Annotated in this window: 16 protein-coding genes and 1 other RNA gene; 7 read left to right on the forward strand and 10 right to left on the reverse strand. The window is 64.8% G+C overall.

What is annotated here, in order from left to right:
* Nucleotides 1-49: 49 nt before the first annotated feature.
* The 8 genes from cmk to gyrA form a co-directional block, all read right to left on the reverse strand.
* Nucleotides 50-745, reverse strand: coding sequence for a (d)CMP kinase (cmk, locus tag AB4Y40_RS05100; protein ID WP_368686672.1), 696 nt, complete (start codon nucleotides 743-745; stop codon nucleotides 50-52).
* A 28-nt stretch (nucleotides 746-773) separates the two neighbouring features.
* Nucleotides 774-2,078: a 3-phosphoshikimate 1-carboxyvinyltransferase gene (aroA, locus tag AB4Y40_RS05105; RefSeq protein ID WP_368686673.1), complete on the reverse strand. Its 1,305-nt coding sequence runs from the start codon at nucleotides 2,076-2,078 to the stop codon at nucleotides 774-776.
* 82 nt (nucleotides 2,079-2,160) lie between these two features.
* On the reverse strand, nucleotides 2,161-3,105 hold the full coding sequence (locus tag AB4Y40_RS05110) for a prephenate dehydrogenase (protein ID WP_368686674.1): 945 nt from the start codon (nucleotides 3,103-3,105) through the stop codon (nucleotides 2,161-2,163).
* A 30-nt stretch (nucleotides 3,106-3,135) separates the two neighbouring features.
* Nucleotides 3,136-4,257 carry a histidinol-phosphate transaminase gene (gene hisC, locus AB4Y40_RS05115; RefSeq protein ID WP_368686675.1) on the reverse strand — a complete coding sequence of 374 codons (1,122 nt, stop codon included), beginning with the start codon at nucleotides 4,255-4,257 and terminating at the stop codon, nucleotides 3,136-3,138.
* Between the two features lie 129 nt (nucleotides 4,258-4,386).
* A complete protein-coding gene (gene pheA / locus AB4Y40_RS05120; RefSeq protein WP_368686676.1) occupies nucleotides 4,387-5,472 on the reverse strand; it encodes a prephenate dehydratase in 1,086 nt (361 codons plus the stop codon).
* A gap of 63 nt (nucleotides 5,473-5,535) precedes the next feature.
* Nucleotides 5,536-6,618 carry a 3-phosphoserine/phosphohydroxythreonine transaminase gene (gene serC / locus AB4Y40_RS05125; RefSeq protein WP_368686677.1) on the reverse strand — a complete coding sequence of 361 codons (1,083 nt, stop codon included), beginning with the start codon at nucleotides 6,616-6,618 and terminating at the stop codon, nucleotides 5,536-5,538.
* Nucleotides 6,619-6,840: 222 nt separating this feature from the next.
* Nucleotides 6,841-7,446, reverse strand: coding sequence for a DUF2059 domain-containing protein (locus AB4Y40_RS05130; protein ID WP_028208183.1), 606 nt, complete (start codon nucleotides 7,444-7,446; stop codon nucleotides 6,841-6,843).
* A gap of 196 nt (nucleotides 7,447-7,642) precedes the next feature.
* Nucleotides 7,643-10,252, reverse strand: a complete 2,610-nt coding sequence (gene gyrA, locus AB4Y40_RS05135; protein ID WP_368686678.1) for a DNA gyrase subunit A — start codon at nucleotides 10,250-10,252, stop codon at nucleotides 7,643-7,645.
* 563 nt (nucleotides 10,253-10,815) lie between these two features.
* On the opposite strand from gyrA, the gene ompA reads away from it, so the two are divergent.
* From ompA to ssrA, 4 genes are all read left to right on the forward strand, one after another.
* Nucleotides 10,816-11,460 (forward strand): outer membrane protein OmpA, encoded by a 645-nt coding sequence (gene ompA, locus AB4Y40_RS05140; protein ID WP_042260999.1) that lies wholly within the window; start codon nucleotides 10,816-10,818, stop codon nucleotides 11,458-11,460.
* A gap of 226 nt (nucleotides 11,461-11,686) precedes the next feature.
* A complete protein-coding gene (gene ubiG, locus AB4Y40_RS05145) occupies nucleotides 11,687-12,385 on the forward strand; it encodes a bifunctional 2-polyprenyl-6-hydroxyphenol methylase/3-demethylubiquinol 3-O-methyltransferase UbiG (protein ID WP_368686679.1) in 699 nt (232 codons plus the stop codon).
* Between the two features lie 86 nt (nucleotides 12,386-12,471).
* Nucleotides 12,472-13,194, forward strand: a complete 723-nt coding sequence (locus tag AB4Y40_RS05150) for an HAD-IA family hydrolase (RefSeq protein WP_368686680.1) — start codon at nucleotides 12,472-12,474, stop codon at nucleotides 13,192-13,194.
* 102 nt (nucleotides 13,195-13,296) lie between these two features.
* Nucleotides 13,297-13,666: a transfer-messenger RNA gene (gene ssrA / locus AB4Y40_RS05155) on the forward strand.
* 197 nt (nucleotides 13,667-13,863) lie between these two features.
* Here the strand turns inward: ssrA and AB4Y40_RS05160 are convergent.
* Both AB4Y40_RS05160 and AB4Y40_RS05165 read right to left on the reverse strand, forming a co-directional pair.
* Complete coding sequence (locus AB4Y40_RS05160; protein ID WP_342924989.1) at nucleotides 13,864-14,130, reverse strand: hypothetical protein; 267 nt, start codon at nucleotides 14,128-14,130, stop codon at nucleotides 13,864-13,866.
* Nucleotides 14,131-14,242: 112 nt separating this feature from the next.
* The gene (locus tag AB4Y40_RS05165; RefSeq protein WP_368686681.1) at nucleotides 14,243-15,340 is read right to left on the reverse strand and encodes a substrate-binding domain-containing protein; all 1,098 of its coding nucleotides are present in this window, start codon (nucleotides 15,338-15,340) and stop codon (nucleotides 14,243-14,245) included.
* 130 nt (nucleotides 15,341-15,470) lie between these two features.
* Here AB4Y40_RS05165 and AB4Y40_RS05170 point away from each other — a divergent pair, with 130 nt between their 5' ends.
* From AB4Y40_RS05170 to fdhF, 3 genes are read left to right on the forward strand one after another with little or no spacing between them, the layout of a single operon-like run.
* Nucleotides 15,471-15,983: an NAD(P)H-dependent oxidoreductase subunit E gene (locus tag AB4Y40_RS05170; protein WP_368686731.1), complete on the forward strand. Its 513-nt coding sequence runs from the start codon at nucleotides 15,471-15,473 to the stop codon at nucleotides 15,981-15,983.
* Nucleotides 15,980-17,539, forward strand: a complete 1,560-nt coding sequence (locus tag AB4Y40_RS05175) for a formate dehydrogenase beta subunit (protein WP_368686682.1) — start codon at nucleotides 15,980-15,982, stop codon at nucleotides 17,537-17,539. Before AB4Y40_RS05170 ends, AB4Y40_RS05175 begins: the two co-directional genes overlap by 4 nt.
* Before the next feature lie 13 nt (nucleotides 17,540-17,552).
* Nucleotides 17,553-20,489 (forward strand): formate dehydrogenase subunit alpha, encoded by a 2,937-nt coding sequence (gene fdhF / locus AB4Y40_RS05180; protein WP_368686683.1) that lies wholly within the window; start codon nucleotides 17,553-17,555, stop codon nucleotides 20,487-20,489.

Raw genomic sequence — 20,489 nt, forward strand, 5'->3', positions numbered from 1 at the left:
ACTCGTACTGCTTACTGCTTTCTTTACTGCGCTTTGCCCCGTTCGCGGATTACCGTACGGGCCGCAGTTGGCTAGACTCCTGATACCACTGCACCACCTGTTCGACCGCCTGGTCGACGGAGAGCGCCGAAGTATCGAGAAGCTGCGCATCTGCTGCAGGCTTGAGCGGTGCGGCCGCGCGGTTACTGTCGCGCGCGTCGCGTCCACGCAAATCCCGAAGCAAGTCATCCATATTAGCAGAAAAACCTTTTTGGATCAATTGCTTATGCCGGCGGGCCGCACGGGCCTCCACGCTGGCCGTTAAAAACACCTTCAGAACGGCGTCCGGGAAGATCACGGTGCCCATGTCGCGGCCATCCGCAACGAGCCCGGGAAGCTTGCGAAACGCCCGCTGGCGCGCCACGAGCGCGGTGCGCACGGCCGGATGCGCGGCGATCATCGAGGCGCGGTTGCCCACTTCCTCGGCACGGATTTCGTTCGACACGTCGATGCCGTCGAGCTGCGCGAGCCCCTCGCGGAACGTGATGTGGAGGTCGTCGATCAGCTTCGCAAGGCTCTCGGCGTCATCGGCCGCGATCGCGTAGCGCACGCTCGCGAGCGCCGCCAGCCGATACAGCGCGCCGCTGTCGAGCAGGTGAAAGCCGAGTTGCGCGGCGACCAGCGCGGCCACCGTGCCCTTGCCGGAGGCGGTCGGGCCGTCGATCGTGATGACGGGCGTCGGATAAAAGGGACGGGTCGATTTCATGCGGCAAAGATAGTCGGCTTCATTTGAATCAAGGTTGCGCGAGCGCCAGGAAGCGCTCGAAGTAATCGGGGAACGTCTTGCCGACGCACTTCGGATCGTTGATGCGCACCGGCACACCGCCGAGGCTCACGAGCGAGAAGCACATCGCCATGCGGTGATCGTCGTACGTGTCGATCGCGGCGTTCGGCGTGAGTGTCTCAGGCGGACGCACGATCAGGTAGTCGGGCCCCTCTTCCACGTTCGCGCCCACCTTGCGCAGTTCCGTGGCCATCGCGGCGATGCGGTCGGTTTCCTTCACGCGCCAGCTCGCGATGTTGCGCAGCGTGGTCGCGCCGTCGGCGAAGAGCGCCGCCACGGCGATCGTCATGGCCGCATCGGGAATCAGGTTGAAGTCCATGTCGATCGGGTCGAGCTTGCCGTGATCGTTGCCGATCCCGCGCACCTCGATCCAGTCGTCGGCGACCGTGACGTTCGCGCCCATGCGCATGAGCGCCGCGGCGAACGCGACGTCGCCCTGGATGCTCGAGCGTCCCACGCCTTCCACGCGCAGCGGGCCGCCCCCGATCGCGCCGGCGGCGAGGAAATACGACGCGCTCGACGCATCGCCCTCGACCATGATCTTGCCCGGCGACTGGTAGCGCACGCCCGCCGGAATCTCGAAGCGATGCCAGCCGTGGCGCTCGACCTTCACGCCGAAGCGCTCCATCAGCTTGATCGTGATTTCGATGTAGGGCTTGGAGATCAGCTCGCCGTCCACCTCGACGATCGTGACGCCGTCCTTGGCGCGCACGAGCGGCAGCGTCATCAGAAGCGCCGTGAGGAACTGGCTCGACACGTCGCCGCGCACGCGGATGGGCGCCTCGACCGAAATCGGCGCCGGGCGGATGCGCAGCGGCGGGTAGCCTTCGTTTTCTTCGTAGTCGATCTTCGCGCCGATCTGGCGCAGGCCATCGACGAGGTCGCCGATCGGCCGCTCGTGCATGCGCGGCACGCCGTGAATGCGGTAGTCGCCGCCGTTCACCGCGAGCGCGGCCGTGAGCGGACGCACCGCCGTGCCTGCGTTGCCGAGAAAGAGATCCGCGCGCACCGCCTGGAACGCGCCGCGCGTGCCCTGTACGACGCAGGTGTCGTCTTCGCGCTTGAGCTTCACGCCGAGCTTTTCCAGCGCGTCGAGCATCACGCGCGTGTCGTCGGAGTCGAGCAGGTTCGTGATGGTCGTTTCGCCCTCGGCCAGCGCCGCGAGCAGCAGCACGCGGTTCGAGATGCTCTTCGAGCCGGGCAGACGGATCGTGCCGGACGCACGGGTGAACGGTCCGAGATCGAGGTGTTCCATGAGCGTGTCCTGAGAATGCCTGGTGGTACCTGGGGTTGCCTGGGGTTGCGGCGCGCGCGCCGTCGGGCTGGGTCCTGCTTGCTTATTTGCCTGGTGCCACATCGATGGGCGCTGCCGCGCCCTTGCCGCCGCGCTCCTGCCATGCCTCGCGCGCCGCGCGCGAACGCGCGAACACGGTTTCGAGCGCCGCGCCGTCGCCGGCGTCGATGGCCGCGCGCAACCTCGCCAGCACCTCAGTGTAGCCGTCGAGTTCGGCGAGCAGCGCGGCACGGTTCGCGAGGCACACGTCGCGCCACATTTCGGGGCTCGACGCGGCAATGCGCGTGAAGTCGCGGAAGCCGCCCGCAGCGAACGAGAATTTCAGCTGGGCGTCGGGCGACGCGAGAATCTGGTCGACGAGCGCAAACGACAACACATGCGGCAAATGACTCACCGACGCGAACACGCGATCGTGCTGCGCGGCCGGCATCTCGCCGATCACGGCACCCGTGGCGCGCCACATCGCAGCAATGCGCTCGACCGCTGCCGGCGCGTTTTCCGCGAGCGGGCACAGCACGACGTTGCGGCCCACGTAGAGATCGGGCAACGCGGCGTCGACGCCGCTCGACTCGCGCCCGGCGATCGGATGCCCCGGCACGAACTGGGCGATGCGCGCGCCGAGCGCGGCACGGGCCGCGGCGATCACGTCGCTCTTGGTGCTGCCGGCGTCGGTCACGATGGTGGCTTGCCCCAGGTGCGGCGCGATGCGCTCGAGCAGCGCCTGGGTTTGCGCGACGGGAGCCGCGATCAGCACGATGTCGGCGCCGGCGAGCGCGGCGGCGAGCGCCGCTTCGTCGTCGAGCGTCGCGGCGGCGTCGATCACGCCCAGTTCGAGCGCGCGCGCTACCGACTTTGCGCTGCGGCCCACGCCGATCACCTGCGCGCCCTGGCCGCCGTGCGAACCGCGCTCGCGCAACGCGCGCGCGAGCGACCCGCCGATCAGGCCCACGCCGAAAATCACCAGTTTGTTAAACGAAAACGCACTCACGACGTCACCGAAAAAGTAAAGGTTGCGCGCTCACGGCGCGCCAAGCGCTCGCTCGAGGGCCGCGACGAATGCCGCGTTCTCCTCGGGCAAGCCGATCGTCACACGCAGCCATTGCGGCAGGCCATAGTTGCCCACCGGACGTACGATCACGGCTTGCTTGAGCAGCGCGAGATTCACGCGCTCGCCGGCGCCGTCGTCCGCTGCGTCCTTCGCCACGCGCACCAGCACGAAATTGCCGTCCGACGGCACGTATTCGAGGCCGAGGCGCTCGAACGCCGCGGTGAGCGTGCGATAGCCTTCTGCATTGAGCGCCGCGCTGCGCTCGAGGAACGGCGTGTCGCCGAGCGCGGCAATCGCAGCGGCCTGCGCGAGCGTGTTGACGTTGAACGGCTGGCGCAGACGGTTGAGCAGATCGGTCAGTTCAGGCTGCGCGATCGCGAAGCCGATACGCAGGCCGGCGAGTCCGTAGGCCTTCGAGAACGTGCGCGAAACGAGCAGGTTCGGAAAGCGGCGCACCCACGCGATCGAGTCATAGCGCTTCCCGGCCGCGAGGTATTCCGTGTACGCCTCGTCGAGCACGACCGCGACATGCGCGGGCACCTTCGCGATGAACGCCTCGAGCGTCGCGCCGTCGACGAACGTGCCAGTCGGGTTGTTCGGGTTCGCCACGAACACGAGACGCGTATCTTCGTCGATCGCCGCCAGCATCGCGTCGAGATCGTGGCCGTAGCGCACCGCCGGCGTCACGATATGGCGCGCGCCGAGGCCCTGGGTCGCGAGCGCATAGACCGCGAACGAGTACTGCGAATAGACGATCGCCTGACCGCGCTCGACGAACGCATGCGCGGCCATTTCGAGAATGTCATTGCTGCCGTTGCCGAGCGTGATCCACTCGGACGGCACGTCGTAGCGCGCGGCCAGCGCGGCCTTCAGCTCGAACGCGTTCGAATCGGGATAGCGGCCCAGTTCGCTCGCGGCCTGCACGATCGCGCGTTGCGCCGATTCGGGCATGCCAAGCGGATTCTCGTTCGAGGCGAGCTTCACGATGCGCGCTTCGTCGAGCCCGAACTCGCGCGCGACTTCGGAAATCGGTTTGCCGGCGATGTAAGGCGCGATGGCGCGCACATACGAGGGGCCGAATTGCGTGGTCATGCGTCTCTCCAGGGCTCAAGGCGCCGGGCGTACAACGGTCTCATCCAGACGGATCGGGAAAGGCGCGCCGCCCGGCACATTCATGCGGCGGGCGGCGGTTGGCGGCGGGCCGCCCGCGCCTTCCGCGCGTTAGCGTGCGCGCGGATACGAGCCGAGGATCTTCAGATACGCGGCCTTCTTGCTGAGTTCGTCGAGCGCGGCGGCCACGGCGGGTTCGTCGCGGTGACCTTCGAAGTCGATGTAGAAGTAGTACTCCCACGTGCTGCCAAGGCGCGCCGGCCGCGACTCGAAACGCGTCATCGACACGCTGTGGCGCGCGAGCGGCTCGAGCAGCTTGTACACAGCGCCCGGCTCGTTCTTCACCGACACGATCATCGAGGTCTGGTCGCGCCCCGTCGCGCCCGCCGGCTGCTTGCCGATCATGACGAAGCGCGTGCGGTTGTGCGGGTCGTCCTGGATCAGCGCGTTCGCGATCAGCAGACCGTAGTGCGTGGCGGCGCGATCGCCCGCAATCGCGGCGACCGTCGGGTCGGCGGCGGCGAGGCGCGCGGCCTCGGCGTTGCTCGACACCGGCTGACGCTCGAGCTGCGGTGCGTTCGCCGTCAGCCAGTGCTGGCACTGTGCGAGCGCCTGCGGGTGCGCGCACACGCGCGTCACGCCTTGCAGGTTGCCGCTTTGCGTCATCAGATTGTGCTGAATCGGCAAGGCGATTTCGCCGCCTATGACGAGCTGCGTTTCGAGGAACAGGTCGAGCGTGCGCGAAACGGCGCCCTCGGTCGAGTTCTCGACCGGCACGACGCCGAACTCGGCGGCGCCCGCCTCGACCGAGCGGAACACCTCGTCGATCGACGGGCACGGCAGGCCTTCGATCGACTGACCGAAGTACTGGTACATCGCCTGTTCGCTATAGGTGCCGACCGGGCCGAGGAACGCGGCCGAAATCGTCTTTTCGAGCGAGCGGCTCGCGGCCATGATCTCGCGCCAGATCGCGCTGATGTGATCGTTGCCGAGCGGGCCGACGCTCATGTTCTGCAGGCGCTCGATCACCTGTTGCTCGCGCTCCGGGCGAAACACCGGCGCGTTGAAATGCTTCTTGACCTCGCCTACTTCGAGCGCGACCGAGGCGCGCTGGTTCAGGAGCGCGATGAGCTGCGCGTCGATTGCATCGATGCGTTCGCGCAGCGGTTTGAGTTGGGAGTTGAGTTCGTCGTCCATGCGTGAAACCGGCAATCTGAAAGGATGCGCGCGGCGCCGCTTCGCCCAGTGAGCGAGGAGCGCTTACGCGTGCTTCGCCTCGAATTCCTTCATGTACTCGACCAGCGCATTCACTGCTTCGAGCGGCACCGCGTTGTAAATCGATGCCCGCATGCCGCCGACGGACTTGTGGCCCTTCAGCTGCAACAGCCCGCGCTCTTTGGCGCCGGCGAGGAAATCTGCGTTACGTGTTTCGTCTGCGAGGAAGAACGGCACGTTCATCCGCGAGCGCGCGCGGCGCTCCACCTTGTTGATATAGAAGCTGCTCGCGTCGATCGTGTCGTAGAGCAGCTTCGCTTTTTCCACATTACGCGCCTCGATGACTTCGAGACCGCCCTGACGCTTCAACCACTTGAACACGAGCCCGGCGATATAGATCGCGTAGGTGGGCGGCGTGTTGAACATCGAGTTGTTCGCGGCCACGGTCTTCCATTCGAACGCCGAAGGACAGATCGGCATCGAGCGGTCGAGCAGGTCTTCGCGCACGATCACGACCGTCACGCCCGCCATGCCGATGTTCTTCTGCGCGCCGCCGTAGAGCACGCCGTACTTGGCGATGTCCATCGGGCGCGACAAGATGTGCGACGAGGCGTCGGCCACGAGCGGAATGTCGCCGAGGTCGGGAATCTCGAAGGTCTCGACGCCGTCGATCGTCTCGTTCGTGCACAGGTGCACGTAGGCGGGGTCGTCGGAGAGCTGCCACTCGCCCTTCGGCGGCGAATGCGTGAAGCCGGCCTCGGTGCGGCCCGTCGCGGCGATATGCGCTGCGCCGTACTTGAGCGCTTCCTTCTGCGACTTCTGCGACCACGAGCCGGTGATGACGAAGTCGGCGCGCGGCTTCGAGCCGAACAGGTTGAGCGGCACGATCGCGTTTTCGCCGATGCCGCCGCCCTGCAGGAACAGGATCTGGTGACTTGCGGGGACCTGCATCAACTCGCGCAGATCGAGCAGCGCCTCGGCGTGGATCTGCATGAATTCCGGGCCGCGATGGCTCATTTCCATCACACCCATGCCGCTGCCGTGCCAGTCGAGCATTTCGTCAGCGGCCTGACGCAGGACTTCTTCTGGCAGCGCTGCCGGCCCAGCTGAGAAGTTGTAGACGCGCATCGTAAAGGGATCCCCGAGGCAGGCGCTGTGGCAAAAACCGCCGGAAAACACGCCAGAAAAAAGAAAATGGCCGCTTGCGCTCATCGCGCAAACGACCATTATCGCATTGTCGCCGGGAACCCGCCACGCACGGCGTGGCGACGGGCTTCCCGGTCTACGCGGCCGATCCGGCCCCGCTGCCGTACATCATGGCTGCGGGCCAGAGGGCGCGTGACGCCAGACTTACTTGCCGACCTTGACCGAAGCGACTTCCTTGTCGGCCTGGTCGCGCGTTGCCTTGATCGACTGCGGCATGTACTTCTGCATCAGGCTGTTCACGACGTCGCGGCCAACCTGGTCTTGAACCTGAATGAACTTGCGGCCGGTCGGGCTGCGGTAGAACGTGGTCAGGTCCTTGATTTCCTGCGTGCTGTAGTACTTCGCGTAGGCGTCGTACTGAGCTTGCATGGCGTCCGTCTTGAACGAGTCGGTCGCGAAGACCTGGCCTGCCGAGTCAACCAGCTTCGGCACGGCGTTCTTCTGCAGCGACGGAACGGCAGCTTGCTTCTGCTTGTCCGTCATCGTCTTGTTTTCCGAGAGCGCGTCCGAGAGGATGGCCGGGACGAGCTGCTTGGCTTGCATCTGGGCGCTGTTGCCGATTGCGCCGACGAGCTTCTGTGCGTCGATCGCGTCGAGCAGGTCCTTGATCGCGGCTTGCTTGGCCGGATCGACGGGTGCTGCAGCCGCTGCCGGTGCCTGGGCGGGCGCCTGGTTCTGGAGCGCCTGAGCCATGGCAAACGTCGGCACGAGAGCGGCCAGCAACATCACCTGCTTGAATCGTTTTTGCATCATTACTCCCTTTGAGAAATTAATCGATTTGCACTGCCGCGCGGACTGCGGGGCGCCGCATTGCGTTCTGCGCCCGCTCACTGGTCCGCCCGGCACACCATTCATTTCGCTGACACTAACAAGGTTCGCTGAAACCCACCTTAAAGCCCGCGTAAGCGCATCGATTGAACACGCTTGTGCGGGCCCGGATAACGCATCACTCTTCGCTTTCGCCTGCTTCGCCCTCACCTTCGGCGTCCACTTCTGCGTCCGCTTCGGCGACCTGCTGCAGCCCGGAAAGCTTCGTACCTTCGTCAAGGCTGATGAGTGTAACACCTTGCGTTGCACGGCCCATTTCGCGGATTTCCGACACGCGGGTGCGAATCAGAACGCCCGTGGTGGTGATCAACATGATCTGCGCTTCGGAGTCGACGAGTGTGGCCGCAACCACCTTGCCGTTGCGCTCCGAAGTCTGGATCGCGATCATGCCCTTCGTGCCGCGGCCGTGGCGCGTGTACTCCGTGATCGGGGTGCGCTTGCCATAGCCGTTCTCGGTCGCGGTGAGCACCGACTGCTGCTCGTCGCCCGCCACGAGGAGCGCGATGACCTGCTGATTGTCTTCGAGCTGCATGCCGCGCACGCCGCGCGCTTCGCGGCCCATCGGGCGCACGTCGTTCTCGTCGAAGCGCACCGCCTTGCCGGCGTCGGAGAACAGCATCACGTCGTGTTCGCCGTCGGTGATCGCAGCGCCGATTAGGTAGTCGCCGTCGTCGAGACCGACCGCAATAATACCCTTGCGCAACGGGCGGCTGAAGGCTTCGAGCGGCGTCTTCTTTACCGTGCCCAGCGCCGTGGCCATGAAGACGAACTTGTCGGCCGAGAACTCCTTGACCGGCAGCACGACCGTGATCTTCTCGCCGTCCTGCAGCGGGAACATGTTGACGATCGGACGGCCGCGCGAGTTGCGCGAACCCTGCGGCACTTCATACACCTTCACCCAGTACACGCGGCCGCGATTCGAGAAGCACAGGATGTGGTCGTGCGTGTTGGCGATGAAGAGCGTGTCGATCCAGTCGTCGTCCTTCATCGAAGTCGCCTGCTTGCCGCGACCTCCGCGCTTCTGGGCGCGATATTCCGACAACGGCTGCGATTTCACGTAACCGGCGTGCGACATGGTCACGACCATGTCCTGCGGCGTGATCAGGTCTTCGGTGTTGAGCTCGGTGGCGTTCATCTCGATCTTCGAGCGGCGGGCGTCGCCGAATTCGCTCTTGATCGAGGTGAGTTCGTCGGAGATCATGACAGTTACGCGCTCGGGGCGCGCAAGGATGTCGAGCAGGTCGGCGATCTGCGCCATCACTTCGCGGTACTCGCCGATGATCTTGTCCTGCTCCAGGCCGGTCAGGCGCTGGAGGCGCATTTGCAGGATTTCCTGCGCCTGCGTGTCGGACAGACGGTAGAGGCCGTCGGACTGCATACCATATTGCGGGTTCAGCCCTTCCGGACGGTAGGCTTCGCGCCCACCCGCCGCCGCGTTGTCCTGCTCCGCGCGCGTGAGCATCTCGCGCACGAGCGACGAGTCCCACGAGCGGTTCATCAACTCCTGCTTCGCGATGGGCGGCGTGGGCGCGGCCTTGATGAGTTCGATGAAATCGTCGATGTTCGCGAGCGCAACGGCGAGACCTTCGAGCACGTGGCCACGTTCGCGCGCCTTGCGCAGTTCGTACACCGTGCGGCGCGTGAGCACTTCGCGGCGATGCGAGAGGAAATGCTCGAGCATTTCCTTCAGGTTCAGCAGCTTCGGCTGGTTGTCCACCAGCGCGACCATGTTCATGCCGAACGTGTCCTGCAGCTGCGTCGCCTTGTACAGATTGTTGAGGATGACCTCGGGCACTTCGCCGCGCTTGAGCTCGATCACCACACGCATGCCGCTCTTGTCGGATTCGTCGCGAATATCGGAGATGCCTTCGAGCTTCTTCTCGTTGACGAGCTCGGCGATGCGTTCGAGCAACGAACGCTTGTTCACCTGATACGGCAGTTCGTCGACGATGATCGCCATGCGTTGACCGCGATCAATTTCCTCGAAGTGCGTGGCCGCGCGCATCACGACGCGGCCGCGGCCGGTGCGATAGCCGTCGCGCACGCCCGCGACGCCATAAATGATGCCGGCGGTCGGGAAGTCGGGGGCGGGAATGATCTCGATCAGCTCGTCGACCGTTGCCTGCGGGCTCTTCAGCAGATGCTGGCAAGCGTCGACGACTTCATTGAGATTGTGCGGCGGAATGTTCGTGGCCATGCCGACCGCGATACCCGACGAACCGTTGATGAGCAGGTTCGGAATGCGCGCGGGCAGGATCTGCGGCTCGCTCTCGCTGCCGTCGTAGTTCGGCCCGAAGTCGACCGTTTCCTTGTCGATGTCGGCCAGCAGCTCGTGGCCGATCTTCGCCATGCGGATTTCGGTGTATCGCATGGCGGCGGCGTTGTCGCCGTCGATGGAGCCGAAGTTGCCCTGGCCGTCGACCAGCATGTAGCGCAGGGAGAAGTTCTGCGCCATCCGCACGATCGTGTCGTAGACAGCCGTGTCGCCGTGTGGGTGGTACTTACCGATGACGTCGCCGACGATACGCGCCGACTTCTTGTAAGCGCGGTTCCAGTCGTTATTCAGCTCGTGCATTGCATAGAGCACGCGCCGGTGGACAGGCTTCAGGCCGTCACGAACATCCGGAAGTGCTCGCCCGACGATCACGCTCATCGCGTAATCGAGATACGAGCGGCGCATTTCCTCCTCGAGGGAGATTGGCAGAGTCTCTTTGGCGAATTGATCCATTATCGATGTCTTATTTGGGCACGCGGTGTGCTAGCGCCTCGCCCCAACTGGAAGAGCGCAGGTCGCCGCAGTCACCGCAGGACGCCCAGCTGTCGCATGGACGCCGCGGACGCAGCGCATCACGCGATTCTACCATGCACGACACCCTCGCCCGCCGCCTGCGTATACCTATTAGAGGAGTGAAGCCGAACGGCTCAAAAGCGCCTTGAGCGTGGCGCAAATGCCGCAGTGCGAACCGGAATCAGATGCATCGCCCCCGATTTGGATGACAATGTGTGACGCTCACGCTACCCAGGCGCAATACCAGGTAAAATTAAGGGAACTTTTTTGTTGCGGGCGTACCACGTTCGACCAGCCGCAGTGAAAGGGGCGGATTTTTTTTATCGTCGGAGGGGAACGATATGGCAAAATGCCAACGCACAAAGTTAGACACTACTCGAAGTCTACACAACGCAAAGCGTTCCCCACAACTTGCCAATGTTATACTTCGAGCAATGTATGACTTGTCTTCGTCATATGGCTCGCAGTAAACCTGCGGTAATCTCAATTTCGAGAGGAGAAATATGAATAAACTTTCAAAGCTCGCGTTCATTGCAGCTACCGCAGTTGTGGCTGCATCCGCTCAGGCACAATCGGTGCCGGCGTCGCGACAAGCCGTCAATGACAACTGGGTGAATGGTACCGGCGAATACGTGTGGATGAACGGCACGAACGAGCTTTGCTGGCGCGATGCATTCTGGACGCCGGCCACCGCCAACGCCAAGTGCGATGGCGCCCTGGTCGCCCAGGCACCGCAGCCGCCGGTCGCTCCGCCGCCGCCGGCCATCACCAGCCAGAAGATCACGTACCAGGCTGACGCCCTGTTCGACTTCGACAAGGCCATCCTGAAGCCGGCTGGCAAGGAAAAGCTGGACGACCTGGCAAGCAAGATCCAGGCTCTGAACCTCGAAGTCGTCGTCGCGACGGGCTACACCGACCGTATCGGCTCGGTTGCCTACAACGACCGTCTGTCGCTGCGCCGTGCGCAAGCCGTCAAGTCGTACCTGGTCAGCAAGGGCGTTCCGGCAGAGCGTATCTACACGGAAGGCAAGGGCAAGCGCAACCCGGTTACGACGGGCTGCAACCAGAAGAACCGCAAGGCTCTCATCGCCTGCCTCGCACCGGACCGTCGCGTGGAAGTCGAAGTCGTCGGCACGCAAAAGCAGTAATCGCGAGCTCTCGACCGCAAGTCTCAAAAGCCCCGCTTCGGCGGGGCTTTTTTTATCCCGCGTTTTATCCTTCTTTCATTTCGCCTTTCATTTCGCCTGTCTCCGCGCGGCGTGATCGTTCCGGAAAGCCTGACGGCACGGCGCGGCATTTTGCTGCCCTGTGCACCCGCCTGTATACTCGGGGCTTATTCTTTCCGACCCGCACCGCGCTTCAGGCTGCCACGACATGACGAATGCCGATCCCCACGAGCTGCAGAAATTCAGCGATCTCGCTCATCGCTGGTGGGACCCGAACGCCGAATTCAAGCCGCTGCACGAACTCAACCCCGTTCGCCTGGGCTGGATAGACAGCCATGCGCATCTGCCGTCCAAGCGCGTGCTCGACATCGGCTGCGGCGGCGGCATCCTCTCCGAATCGATGGCGGGGCTTGGCGCAACCGTAAAAGGCATCGACCTGTCGCGCGAGGCGCTCGGCGTGGCCGACCTGCATAGCCTCGAGAGCGGCGTGACGGTGGACTACGAGCTGATCGCGGCCGAAGCGATCGCCGCGCGCGAACCGGCGTCGTTCGACGTCGTGACCTGCATGGAAATGCTCGAACACGTGCCGCAGCCCGCCGAGGTCGTGAAGGCCTGCGCAACGCTCGTGAAGCCTGGCGGCTGGGTGTTCTTTTCGACGCTCAATCGCAACGTGAAGTCGTATCTGCTCGCCGTAATCGGCGCGGAATACATCGCGCAGATGCTGCCCAAGGGCACGCACGACTACGCGCGCTTCATCCGCCCCTCGGAGCTTGCCGCGTTCGTGCGCGACGCCGGCCTGCACGTCGCCGAGATCAAGGGCATCACGTATAACCCGCTCACGCGGCACTTTGCGCTTTCGAACGACTCCAGCGTCAATTACATGATCGCCTGCCGGCGCGACGCCTGACGGCATATGCACGAGCGGCGCCGCCGGTTCCCCCTGCTCCGGCGGTATTTCCTGCACACCGGCGCGGCGCGCCATTGCTTCCAGACATGAACTCACCCACGAACGCCCAACCTGCCGCGGACAGCGCCGCAGCGCTTGCCGCCTGCGACGCCGTGCTGTTCGACTTCGACGGCACGCTCGCCGATACGGCCCCCGACCTCGCCGCCGCCGTCAACCAGATGCGCCACGCGCGCGGCCTCGCTCCCACGCCGCTCGAGAAGCTGCGTCCGCTCGCTTCGGCGGGCGCGCGCGGCCTGATTGGCGGCGCGTTCGGGATCGGCCCCGACGATCGCGAGTTCGCCGCCATGCGGGAGGAGTTTCTCGCCAACTACGAGGCGAATCTGCGCATCGAGACGGCGCTCTTCGCCGGCATCGACGCGGTGCTCGACGACCTCGACGGCCGCGGCGTACGCTGGGGCATCGTGACCAACAAGGTCGCCCGTCTCACCGAGCCGCTCGTGAAGCTGATGCACCTGGACACGCGCGCAAGCTGTGTGGTGAGCGGCGACACGACGCCCTATTCCAAGCCGCATCCGGCGCCGTTGCTGCACGCGGCCGAGGCGCTCGGCATTGCGCCGCAGCGCGTGGTCTACGTCGGCGACGATCTGCGCGACGTGCAGGCGGGCGCCGCGGCGGGCATGGCGACGATCGCCGCCGCGTACGGCTACTGCGGCAACGACGTGCCGCCGTCGCAGTGGAACGCGCAATATGTCGCCGACACCACGGCGACGCTGTTCGCCCTGCTTCAGCACATCCGCAAGCCGGCCTGAGGCGACGTAAAAACGGCTTTTGATCGCGAACAGCCCGCGCGCCCTTGAACCGGGCGCGGTTCGCCTCATATGGCGAACTATGGGATAATTGTTCCTACCTCTGGGGCCGACCTGGTTTCGACAGGGGTTATGAAGTAATCAGGGCATGCCGAGGACCCGTCACCTCGTTAATCAATGGGAAAAACGTAACTGCAAACGACGATACGTTCGCACTGGCAGCCTAACGGCCGCCGTCCTCTGCCTGGCTCACTGACGGGCTAGCGTCGCAAGACCGGTAGCAATACCGCCAGAGGTCATTTACGTCAGTTAAGCCTTGGTGGCGTCACGACGCCAAGGTCGAAAATCTAGTGAATCGCCGTAGCGCAGCGTGTTCGTCCGCGTCGCTGCGGTTAAATCAAATGACAGAACTACGCATGTAGAACTGGTTATGGACTGCTTCTGGACGCGGGTTCGATTCCCGCCGGCTCCACCAGATATTTCCGGTCGTCCACGACGATCGGACTCGAGCCCCGGCGCCGCAAGGCTGTCGGGGCTTTTTGCTTGCCACGGTCCCGACGCCGGCCGCGCCTGCACAGCGCATACAAAAAAACTCGCGACAGCCCGTTCGGGCTTCGCGAGTTTTTCTTTGCTCCACAGGCCGCGCAACTTTCGCGCGCGCCTCCAGGGTCATCAATTGTCCTGCGGGCACTGCAGATTACAGCCGTTCTGATCACCCAGATCGCCACGCTTGCGTGCGGCGCTCGGCTTGCCATGCTGATACTTGGCCGACGGCGCCGAAGCGGCGAACTGCATCTGTGGATGCTCGTTGAACTTGAACTGATCGCTCAGAATGCCACCCGGCACGCCTGGCGAGTTCTGCGCAAAGGCAACGTTGAATGTAGCCAACAACGCTGCCGCCGTAGCGGCAGCAGCACCAACTTTGAGGACAAATTTCATGGTCGATCGGCGCGACGGGCGCGCAACTGAAACGTGAGAGCGAATACAAACTGAAAGTATCACAAAAAGCGCCTCAGTCTGCAGCGTGGTCTGGCCAATCCGTTGCCTTCTATTACAACGGCCGCGCCTCGCCCTCGAGCGGCCCGCCCCACGCGGCTTCGAGTTCCACCACGTCGCCGCATGACGCCGGATCGTATCCCTCCAGTTGCGCAACGGACGCACGGAACCCCGCGCCGCGCAGCAAACCCAGCACGGTCGCCAGCGGCTCGTGCGTAAGATGGCCGCGATCGCACGCAAAGTAGTAGTCTTCATCGGCGATCTCGATGAAATCGAGCCCGAAATGGTGCGCAGCCGGCGCCACGCCGAAGCCCACGTCGGCCATCCCGCTGGCCACGAACGCGGCGATCGCCGAATGCGTGAGTTCCGACGACGCGTAGCCGTTCACGCGCTCGGGATCGACGCCGATGCGTGTGAGCAGCAGATCGATCAGCATGCGGGTGCCCGAACCCGGTTGCCGGTTCACGAAGCGGATATCGCCGCGCGCGAGGTCGGCGAGACCCGTGACCTGCTTCGGGTTGCCGCGCCCGACCAGGAGTCCCTGCTTGCGCTGCGTGAGATGGATGAGCACGTGCCGCTGCGGATCGAGCCAGCCGCGGTAGGCGTTGGCGCAGGCGGCCCGAAAGTCGCCGCGCGGCAGGTGAAAGCCTGCGAGATCGCATTCGCCACGCGCGAGTGCCGTGATTGCGTCGACGCTGTCGCGGTACTTGATCTCCACGGGCACCTGGTCGGCGACGAGCGCCGTCACGAGCGCCGCCACCGCATAGCCGTGCGAAGCATGGATGCGCAGATCCTGCGCATCGGGCGCGAGCCAGCGGTTCAGGTCGCTGGCCACTTCACTGGCCAGCGCCTCGAGGTTGCCCTGCAGCCGCTCCCCGCACAGGCGCTGCGAGCGCAGCACAGCCTCGCCCAGTTCGGAGAGCACGGACCCGCGGCCGCGCGCTTTCGCGATCAGCGCGCCCCCCAGGCGCTCCTCCACTTCACGCAAAACACCCCACGCATGGCGATAGGACAAACCCTTACGCTGCGCAGCCTGCGCAATGCTTCCTTCCTCGGCGACGAGCGCAAGCAACGGCACAACGTCCGTCAGGCTTGCCTCGCGGCCTTCCGCGTCGCGCACGACTAGCTGCGCATGGCACTCGACCTTGATCATTATGAAATATTCCTTCCTATTGCGTCCGCCTTTCCACGGGCCTATTGTTCGGTCAGACAACAAGACAACCGCAGCATAGATGCACACTTTATGAATAACAAGTGCATATATGCCCAGGAGAAGCCCCATGATGGAAGAGACAACAGTTAGCGCGCCGGACGATCTCGTCCTGCGTCACGCGCAACCAGGCCGCACACTGCTTGCGATCCTGCATGCGATCCAGGACGAAGTCGGCTTCGTGCCGCCGGCCACGGTCGTGCCGCTCTCGAAGGCGCTGAATCTCTCGCGCGCCGAGGTCCACGGCGTGATCACCTACTATCACCACTTCCGCACTGCGCCGCCCGCGCCGGTCACGGTCCAGCTGTGCCGCGCCGAGGCCTGCCGCAGCATGGGTAGCGAGGCGCTCGCGCAGCACGTCGAGGCGCATACCGGCTGCCGGTTCCAACAGCACGGACACGACACCGAACACGCGCACGCGCATGAAGGCCCGGTCGCGCTCGAATCCGTCTATTGCCTAGGGCAATGCGCGCTCTCGCCCACCATGATGATTAACGGCACGTTGCACGCAAAAGTGACCCCGCAGAAGTTCGACAAGCTCTACGCTGCCGCGCTCGCGACCGTGCGCACCGAGGAGGCCGCATGACACGCGTCTACGTTCCCCGCGACTCCTCGGCGCTTGCGCTCGGCGCGGATGCCATCGCCGAGGCCATCGAACGCGAAGCCGCCGCGCGCGGCGCGAGCATCGAGCTCGTGCGCAACGGCTCGCGCGGCCTGCTTTATCTCGAGCCGCTCGTCGAAATCGAAACGCCGGACGGCCGCGTCGGCTACGCGAACGTCGACGCCGATGAAGTCGGCGCCCTCTTCGACGCCGGCTTCCTGCAAGGCGGCCAGCACGCACGCAGCGTCGGCCTCGTCGAGCAGATTCCGTATCTGCGCAAGCAGCAGCGCCTCACGTTCGCGCGCATCGGCATCACCGACCCGCTTTCCACCGACGACTACGTCGCCCACGGTGGCCTCGAAGGACTGCGCAATGCGTTGAAGATGACCGGCGCCGATATCTGCGAAGCGCTGGTCGAGTCGGGCCTGCGCGGCCGCGGCGGTGCGGCGTTCCCGGCCGGCATCAAGTGGCGCACGGTCGCGAATGCGCAAGCCGACCAGAAGTACATCGTCTGCAATGCCGACGAAGGCGATTCGGGCACGTTCTCCGACCGCCTCGTGATGGAAAGCGATCCGTACGTGCTGATCGAGGGCATGACGATTGCGGGCATCGCGGTGGGCGCGACCGTTGGCCATATCTACGTGCGCAGCGAGTATCCGCATTCGATCGAAGCGCTCGAAGAAGCCATTCGCCGCGCACGCGCAGCGGGCTGGCTCGGCGACGACGTGCTCGGCAGCGGCAGGCGCTTCGAGCTGTTCGTGGCCAAGGGCGCGGGCGCTTACGTGTGCGGCGAGGAAACGGCGCTGCTCGAGTCGCTCGAAGGCAAGCGCGGCATCGTGCGCGCCAAGCCGCCGCTGCCCGCGCTCGCCGGCCTCTACGGCAAACCCACGGTCATCAACAACGTCATCACGCTCGCCACGGTGCCGATCATCTTTGCGAAGGGTGCGTCGTACTACAAGGACTTCGGCATGGGCCGCTCGCGCGGCACGCTGCCGTTCCAGCTCGCGGGCAATATCGCGCGCGGCGGGCTCGTCGAGCTTGCGTTCGGCGTGACCTTGCGCGAGCTGATGGTCGACTACGGCGGCGGCACCGCCAGCGGCCGTCCGGCACGCGCCGTGCAGGTGGGCGGCCCGCTCGGCACCTATCTGCCCGAAAGCCAGTGGGACATTCCCATGGACTACGAGGCGTATGCGGCGGTTGGCGCGGTCGTGGGTCACGGCGGCCTCGTCGTCCACGACGACACGTCGAATCTCGCCGAACTCGCCCAGTACGCCATGGAGTTCTGCACGCTCGAATCGTGCGGCAAGTGCACGCCGTGCCGCATCGGTTCGACGCGCGGCGTCGAGGTGATCGCGAAAATCCGCAAGGGCGACACGTCCGAAAAGCAGGTCACGCTGCTGCGCGACCTGTGCGACACGATGGTGTCCGGTTCGCTGTGCGCGATGGGCGGCATGACGCCCTACCCCGTGATCTCCGCACTCAACCATTTCCCTGAAGATTTCGGTCTCGAACCCGTCGCCCAACAACCAGCGGCCGCCTGAACGAGGAACCACCATGTCCGACATGCTCATGAACCAGGCCGGCGGTTGCGGTTCCGGCAATTGCGCCTGCAAGTCCCAGGCAAAGAAGCAACGCTCGCCGTTCGATGATACCGATTTCGGCACGCCGCTCGTCCACGCCGACGTGGACGTCACGCTCGAAATCGACGGCCAGTCCGTCACCGTGCCAGCCGGCACGTCGGTGATGCGCGCCTCCATCGAGGCCGGCATCAACGTGCCCAAGCTCTGCGCCACCGATTCGCTCGAACCGTTCGGTTCGTGCCGCCTGTGTCTCGTGGAGATCGAAGGCCGCCGCAGCTATCCCGCTTCGTGCACGACGCCCGTCGAAGCGGGCATGAAGGTGCGCACGCAAAGCAACCAGCTGCAGAAGCTGCGCCGCAACGTGATGGAGCTGTACATCTCCGATCACCCGCTCGACTGCCTCACCTGCCCCGCCAACGGCGACTGCGAGCTGCAGGACATGGCCGGCGTGACGGGCCTGCGCGAAGTGCGCTACGGTTTCGACGGTGCGAATCACCTGAAAGACAAGAAGGACGAATCGAATCCGTACTTCACGTACGACCCGTCGAAGTGCATCGTCTGCAATCGTTGCGTGCGCGCCTGTGAAGAGACGCAAGGCACGTTCGCGCTGACCATCGCCGGGCGCGGTTTCGAATCGCGCGTGGCCGCCGGCGCGAGCGAATCGTTCATGGACTCGGAATGCGTGTCGTGCGGCGCCTGCGTTGCCGCGTGCCCGACCGCGACGCTGCAGGAAAAGACCGTCGTGATGCTGGGCCAGGCCGAGCACTCGGTCGTGACGACCTGCGCCTATTGCGGCGTGGGCTGCTCGTTCAAGGCCGAGATGAAGGGCAACGAAGTCGTGCGCATGGTGCCGCACAAGAACGGCCAGGCGAACGAAGGCCACGCCTGCGTCAAGGGCCGCTTCGCGTGGGGCTACGCCACGCACAAGGACCGCATCAAGAAGCCGATGATCCGCGCGAAGATCACTGATCCGTGGCGCGAAGTGAGCTGGGACGAAGCGATCAACTACGCCGCGAGCGAGTTCCGCCGCATCCAGGCGAAGCATGGGCGCGATTCGATCGGCGGCATCACGTCGTCGCGCTGCACGAACGAGGAAACCTATCTCGTGCAGAAGCTCGTGCGCGCCGCGTTCGGCAACAACAACGTCGATACCTGCGCACGCGTGTGCCACTCGCCCACGGGCTACGGTCTCAAGACGACGCTCGGCGAATCGGCGGGCACGCAGACCTTCGCTTCCGTCGACCACTCCGACGTGATCATGGTCGTGGGCGCGAACCCCACCGACGGTCACCCCGTGTTCGGCTCGCGCCTGAAGCGCCGCGTGCGTCAGGGCGCGAAGCTGATCGTCGTCGACCCGCGCCGCATCGACATCGTCGATACCGCGCACGTGAAGGCCGAGCATCACCTGCAACTGCGCCCGGGCACCAACGTCGCGATGATCAACTCGATCGCGCACGTGATCGTCACCGAAGGGCTCGTCAACGAAGCGTTCGTGGCGGAGCGCTGCGAAACGCGCGCGTTCGAGCAATGGCGCGATTTCGTCTCGCTGCCGGAAAACTCGCCCGAAGCGATGGCCGAAGTGACCGGCGTGCCGGCCGAGCAGGTTCGCGCCGCCGCGCGCCTCTACGCGCAGCAAGGCAATTCGGCGATCTACTACGGCCTCGGCGTCACGGAACACGCACAGGGCTCGACGATGGTGATGGGCATCGCCAACCTCGCGATGGCCACGGGCAACATCGGCCGCGAAGGCGTGGGCGTGAATCCGCTGCGCGGCCAGAACAACGTGCAGGGTTCGTGCGACATGGGCTCGTTCCCGCACGAGCTGCCCGGCTATCGCCACGTGGGCGACTCGACCGTGCGCGGCCTGTTCGAAGACGCCTGGAACGTCGCGCTGCAAAGCGAGCCGGGCCTGCGCATTCCGAACATGTTCGAAGCAGCGCTCGACGGCACCTTCATGGGCCTCTACTGCCAGGGCGAGGACATCGTCCAGTCCGACCCGAACACGCAACACGTGGCGGCGGCGCTTTCGTCGATGGAATGCATCGTCGTGCAGGACATCTTCCTGAACGAAACGGCGAAGTACGCGCACGTGCTGCTGCCGGGCTCGTCGTTCCTCGAAAAGGATGGCACGTTCACCAACGCCGAGCGCCGCATCTCGCGCGTGCGCAAGGTCATGCCACCGATCGCCGGCTACTCGGACTGGGAAGCGACGATCCTGCTCTCGCGCGCGCTCGGCTACGAGATGGACTACACGCATCCGTCGCAGATCATGGACGAGATCGCGCGCCTCACGCCCACCTTCCACGGCGTCTCGTACAAGAAGATCGACGAGATGGGCAGCATTCAGTGGCCGTGCAACGAAGAAGCGCCCGACGGCACGCCGATCATGCACATCGACGAGTTCGTGCGCGGCAAGGGCAAGTTCGTCATCACGAAGTTCATCGCCTCGCCGGAGAAGGTCACGCGCCGCTTCCCGCTCCTGCTCACGACGGGCCGCATCCTCTCGCAGTACAACGTGGGCGCGCAAACCCGCCGCACCGAGAACTCGCGCTGGCACGAGGAGGACCGCCTCGAGATTCACCCGGTGGACGCCGAAGACCGCGGCATCCGCGACGGCGACTGGGTGGGCATCGAATCGCGCGCGGGGCATACGGTGCTGCGCGCGAAGGTCAGCACGCGCATGCAGCCGGGCGTGGTCTATACGACGTTCCACTTCCCCGAGTCGGGCGCGAACGTCATCACCACGGATGCCTCCGACTGGGCCACGAACTGCCCCGAGTACAAGGTGACGGCCGTGCAGGTCAGCCACGTGCAGCAGCCCTCCGAGTGGCAGCGCGAATACTCTCGCTTCAACACGACCCAGCTCGAGCTGCACAGCAAGCGCGAACCGCTTACAACCTCAGGGAAATAA

The sequence above is a fragment of the Paraburkholderia sp. EG287B genome (assembly GCF_040965595.1).
In the GTDB taxonomy this organism is placed as follows: domain Bacteria; phylum Pseudomonadota; class Gammaproteobacteria; order Burkholderiales; family Burkholderiaceae; genus Paraburkholderia.

Excerpts from the sequence above, each read along its gene's own strand:
- cmk (WP_368686672.1), bottom strand. The coding sequence starts at position 745 with ATGAAATCGACCCGTCCCTTTTATCCGACGCCCGTCATCACGATCGAC.
- aroA (WP_368686673.1), bottom strand. The coding sequence starts at position 2,078 with ATGGAACACCTCGATCTCGGACCGTTCACCCGTGCGTCCGGCACGATC.
- hisC (WP_368686675.1), bottom strand. The coding sequence starts at position 4,257 with ATGACCACGCAATTCGGCCCCTCGTATGTGCGCGCCATCGCGCCTTAC.
- pheA (WP_368686676.1), bottom strand. The coding sequence starts at position 5,472 with ATGGACGACGAACTCAACTCCCAACTCAAACCGCTGCGCGAACGCATC.
- serC (WP_368686677.1), bottom strand. The coding sequence starts at position 6,618 with ATGCGCGTCTACAACTTCTCAGCTGGGCCGGCAGCGCTGCCAGAAGAA.
- AB4Y40_RS05130 (WP_028208183.1), bottom strand. The coding sequence starts at position 7,446 with ATGCAAAAACGATTCAAGCAGGTGATGTTGCTGGCCGCTCTCGTGCCG.
- gyrA (WP_368686678.1), bottom strand. The coding sequence starts at position 10,252 with ATGGATCAATTCGCCAAAGAGACTCTGCCAATCTCCCTCGAGGAGGAA.
- ompA (WP_042260999.1), top strand. The coding sequence starts at position 10,816 with ATGAATAAACTTTCAAAGCTCGCGTTCATTGCAGCTACCGCAGTTGTG.
- ubiG (WP_368686679.1), top strand. The coding sequence starts at position 11,687 with ATGACGAATGCCGATCCCCACGAGCTGCAGAAATTCAGCGATCTCGCT.
- AB4Y40_RS05150 (WP_368686680.1), top strand. The coding sequence starts at position 12,472 with ATGAACTCACCCACGAACGCCCAACCTGCCGCGGACAGCGCCGCAGCG.
- AB4Y40_RS05160 (WP_342924989.1), bottom strand. The coding sequence starts at position 14,130 with ATGAAATTTGTCCTCAAAGTTGGTGCTGCTGCCGCTACGGCGGCAGCG.
- AB4Y40_RS05165 (WP_368686681.1), bottom strand. The coding sequence starts at position 15,340 with ATGATCAAGGTCGAGTGCCATGCGCAGCTAGTCGTGCGCGACGCGGAA.
- AB4Y40_RS05170 (WP_368686731.1), top strand. The coding sequence starts at position 15,471 with ATGGAAGAGACAACAGTTAGCGCGCCGGACGATCTCGTCCTGCGTCAC.
- AB4Y40_RS05175 (WP_368686682.1), top strand. The coding sequence starts at position 15,980 with ATGACACGCGTCTACGTTCCCCGCGACTCCTCGGCGCTTGCGCTCGGC.
- fdhF (WP_368686683.1), top strand. The coding sequence starts at position 17,553 with ATGTCCGACATGCTCATGAACCAGGCCGGCGGTTGCGGTTCCGGCAAT.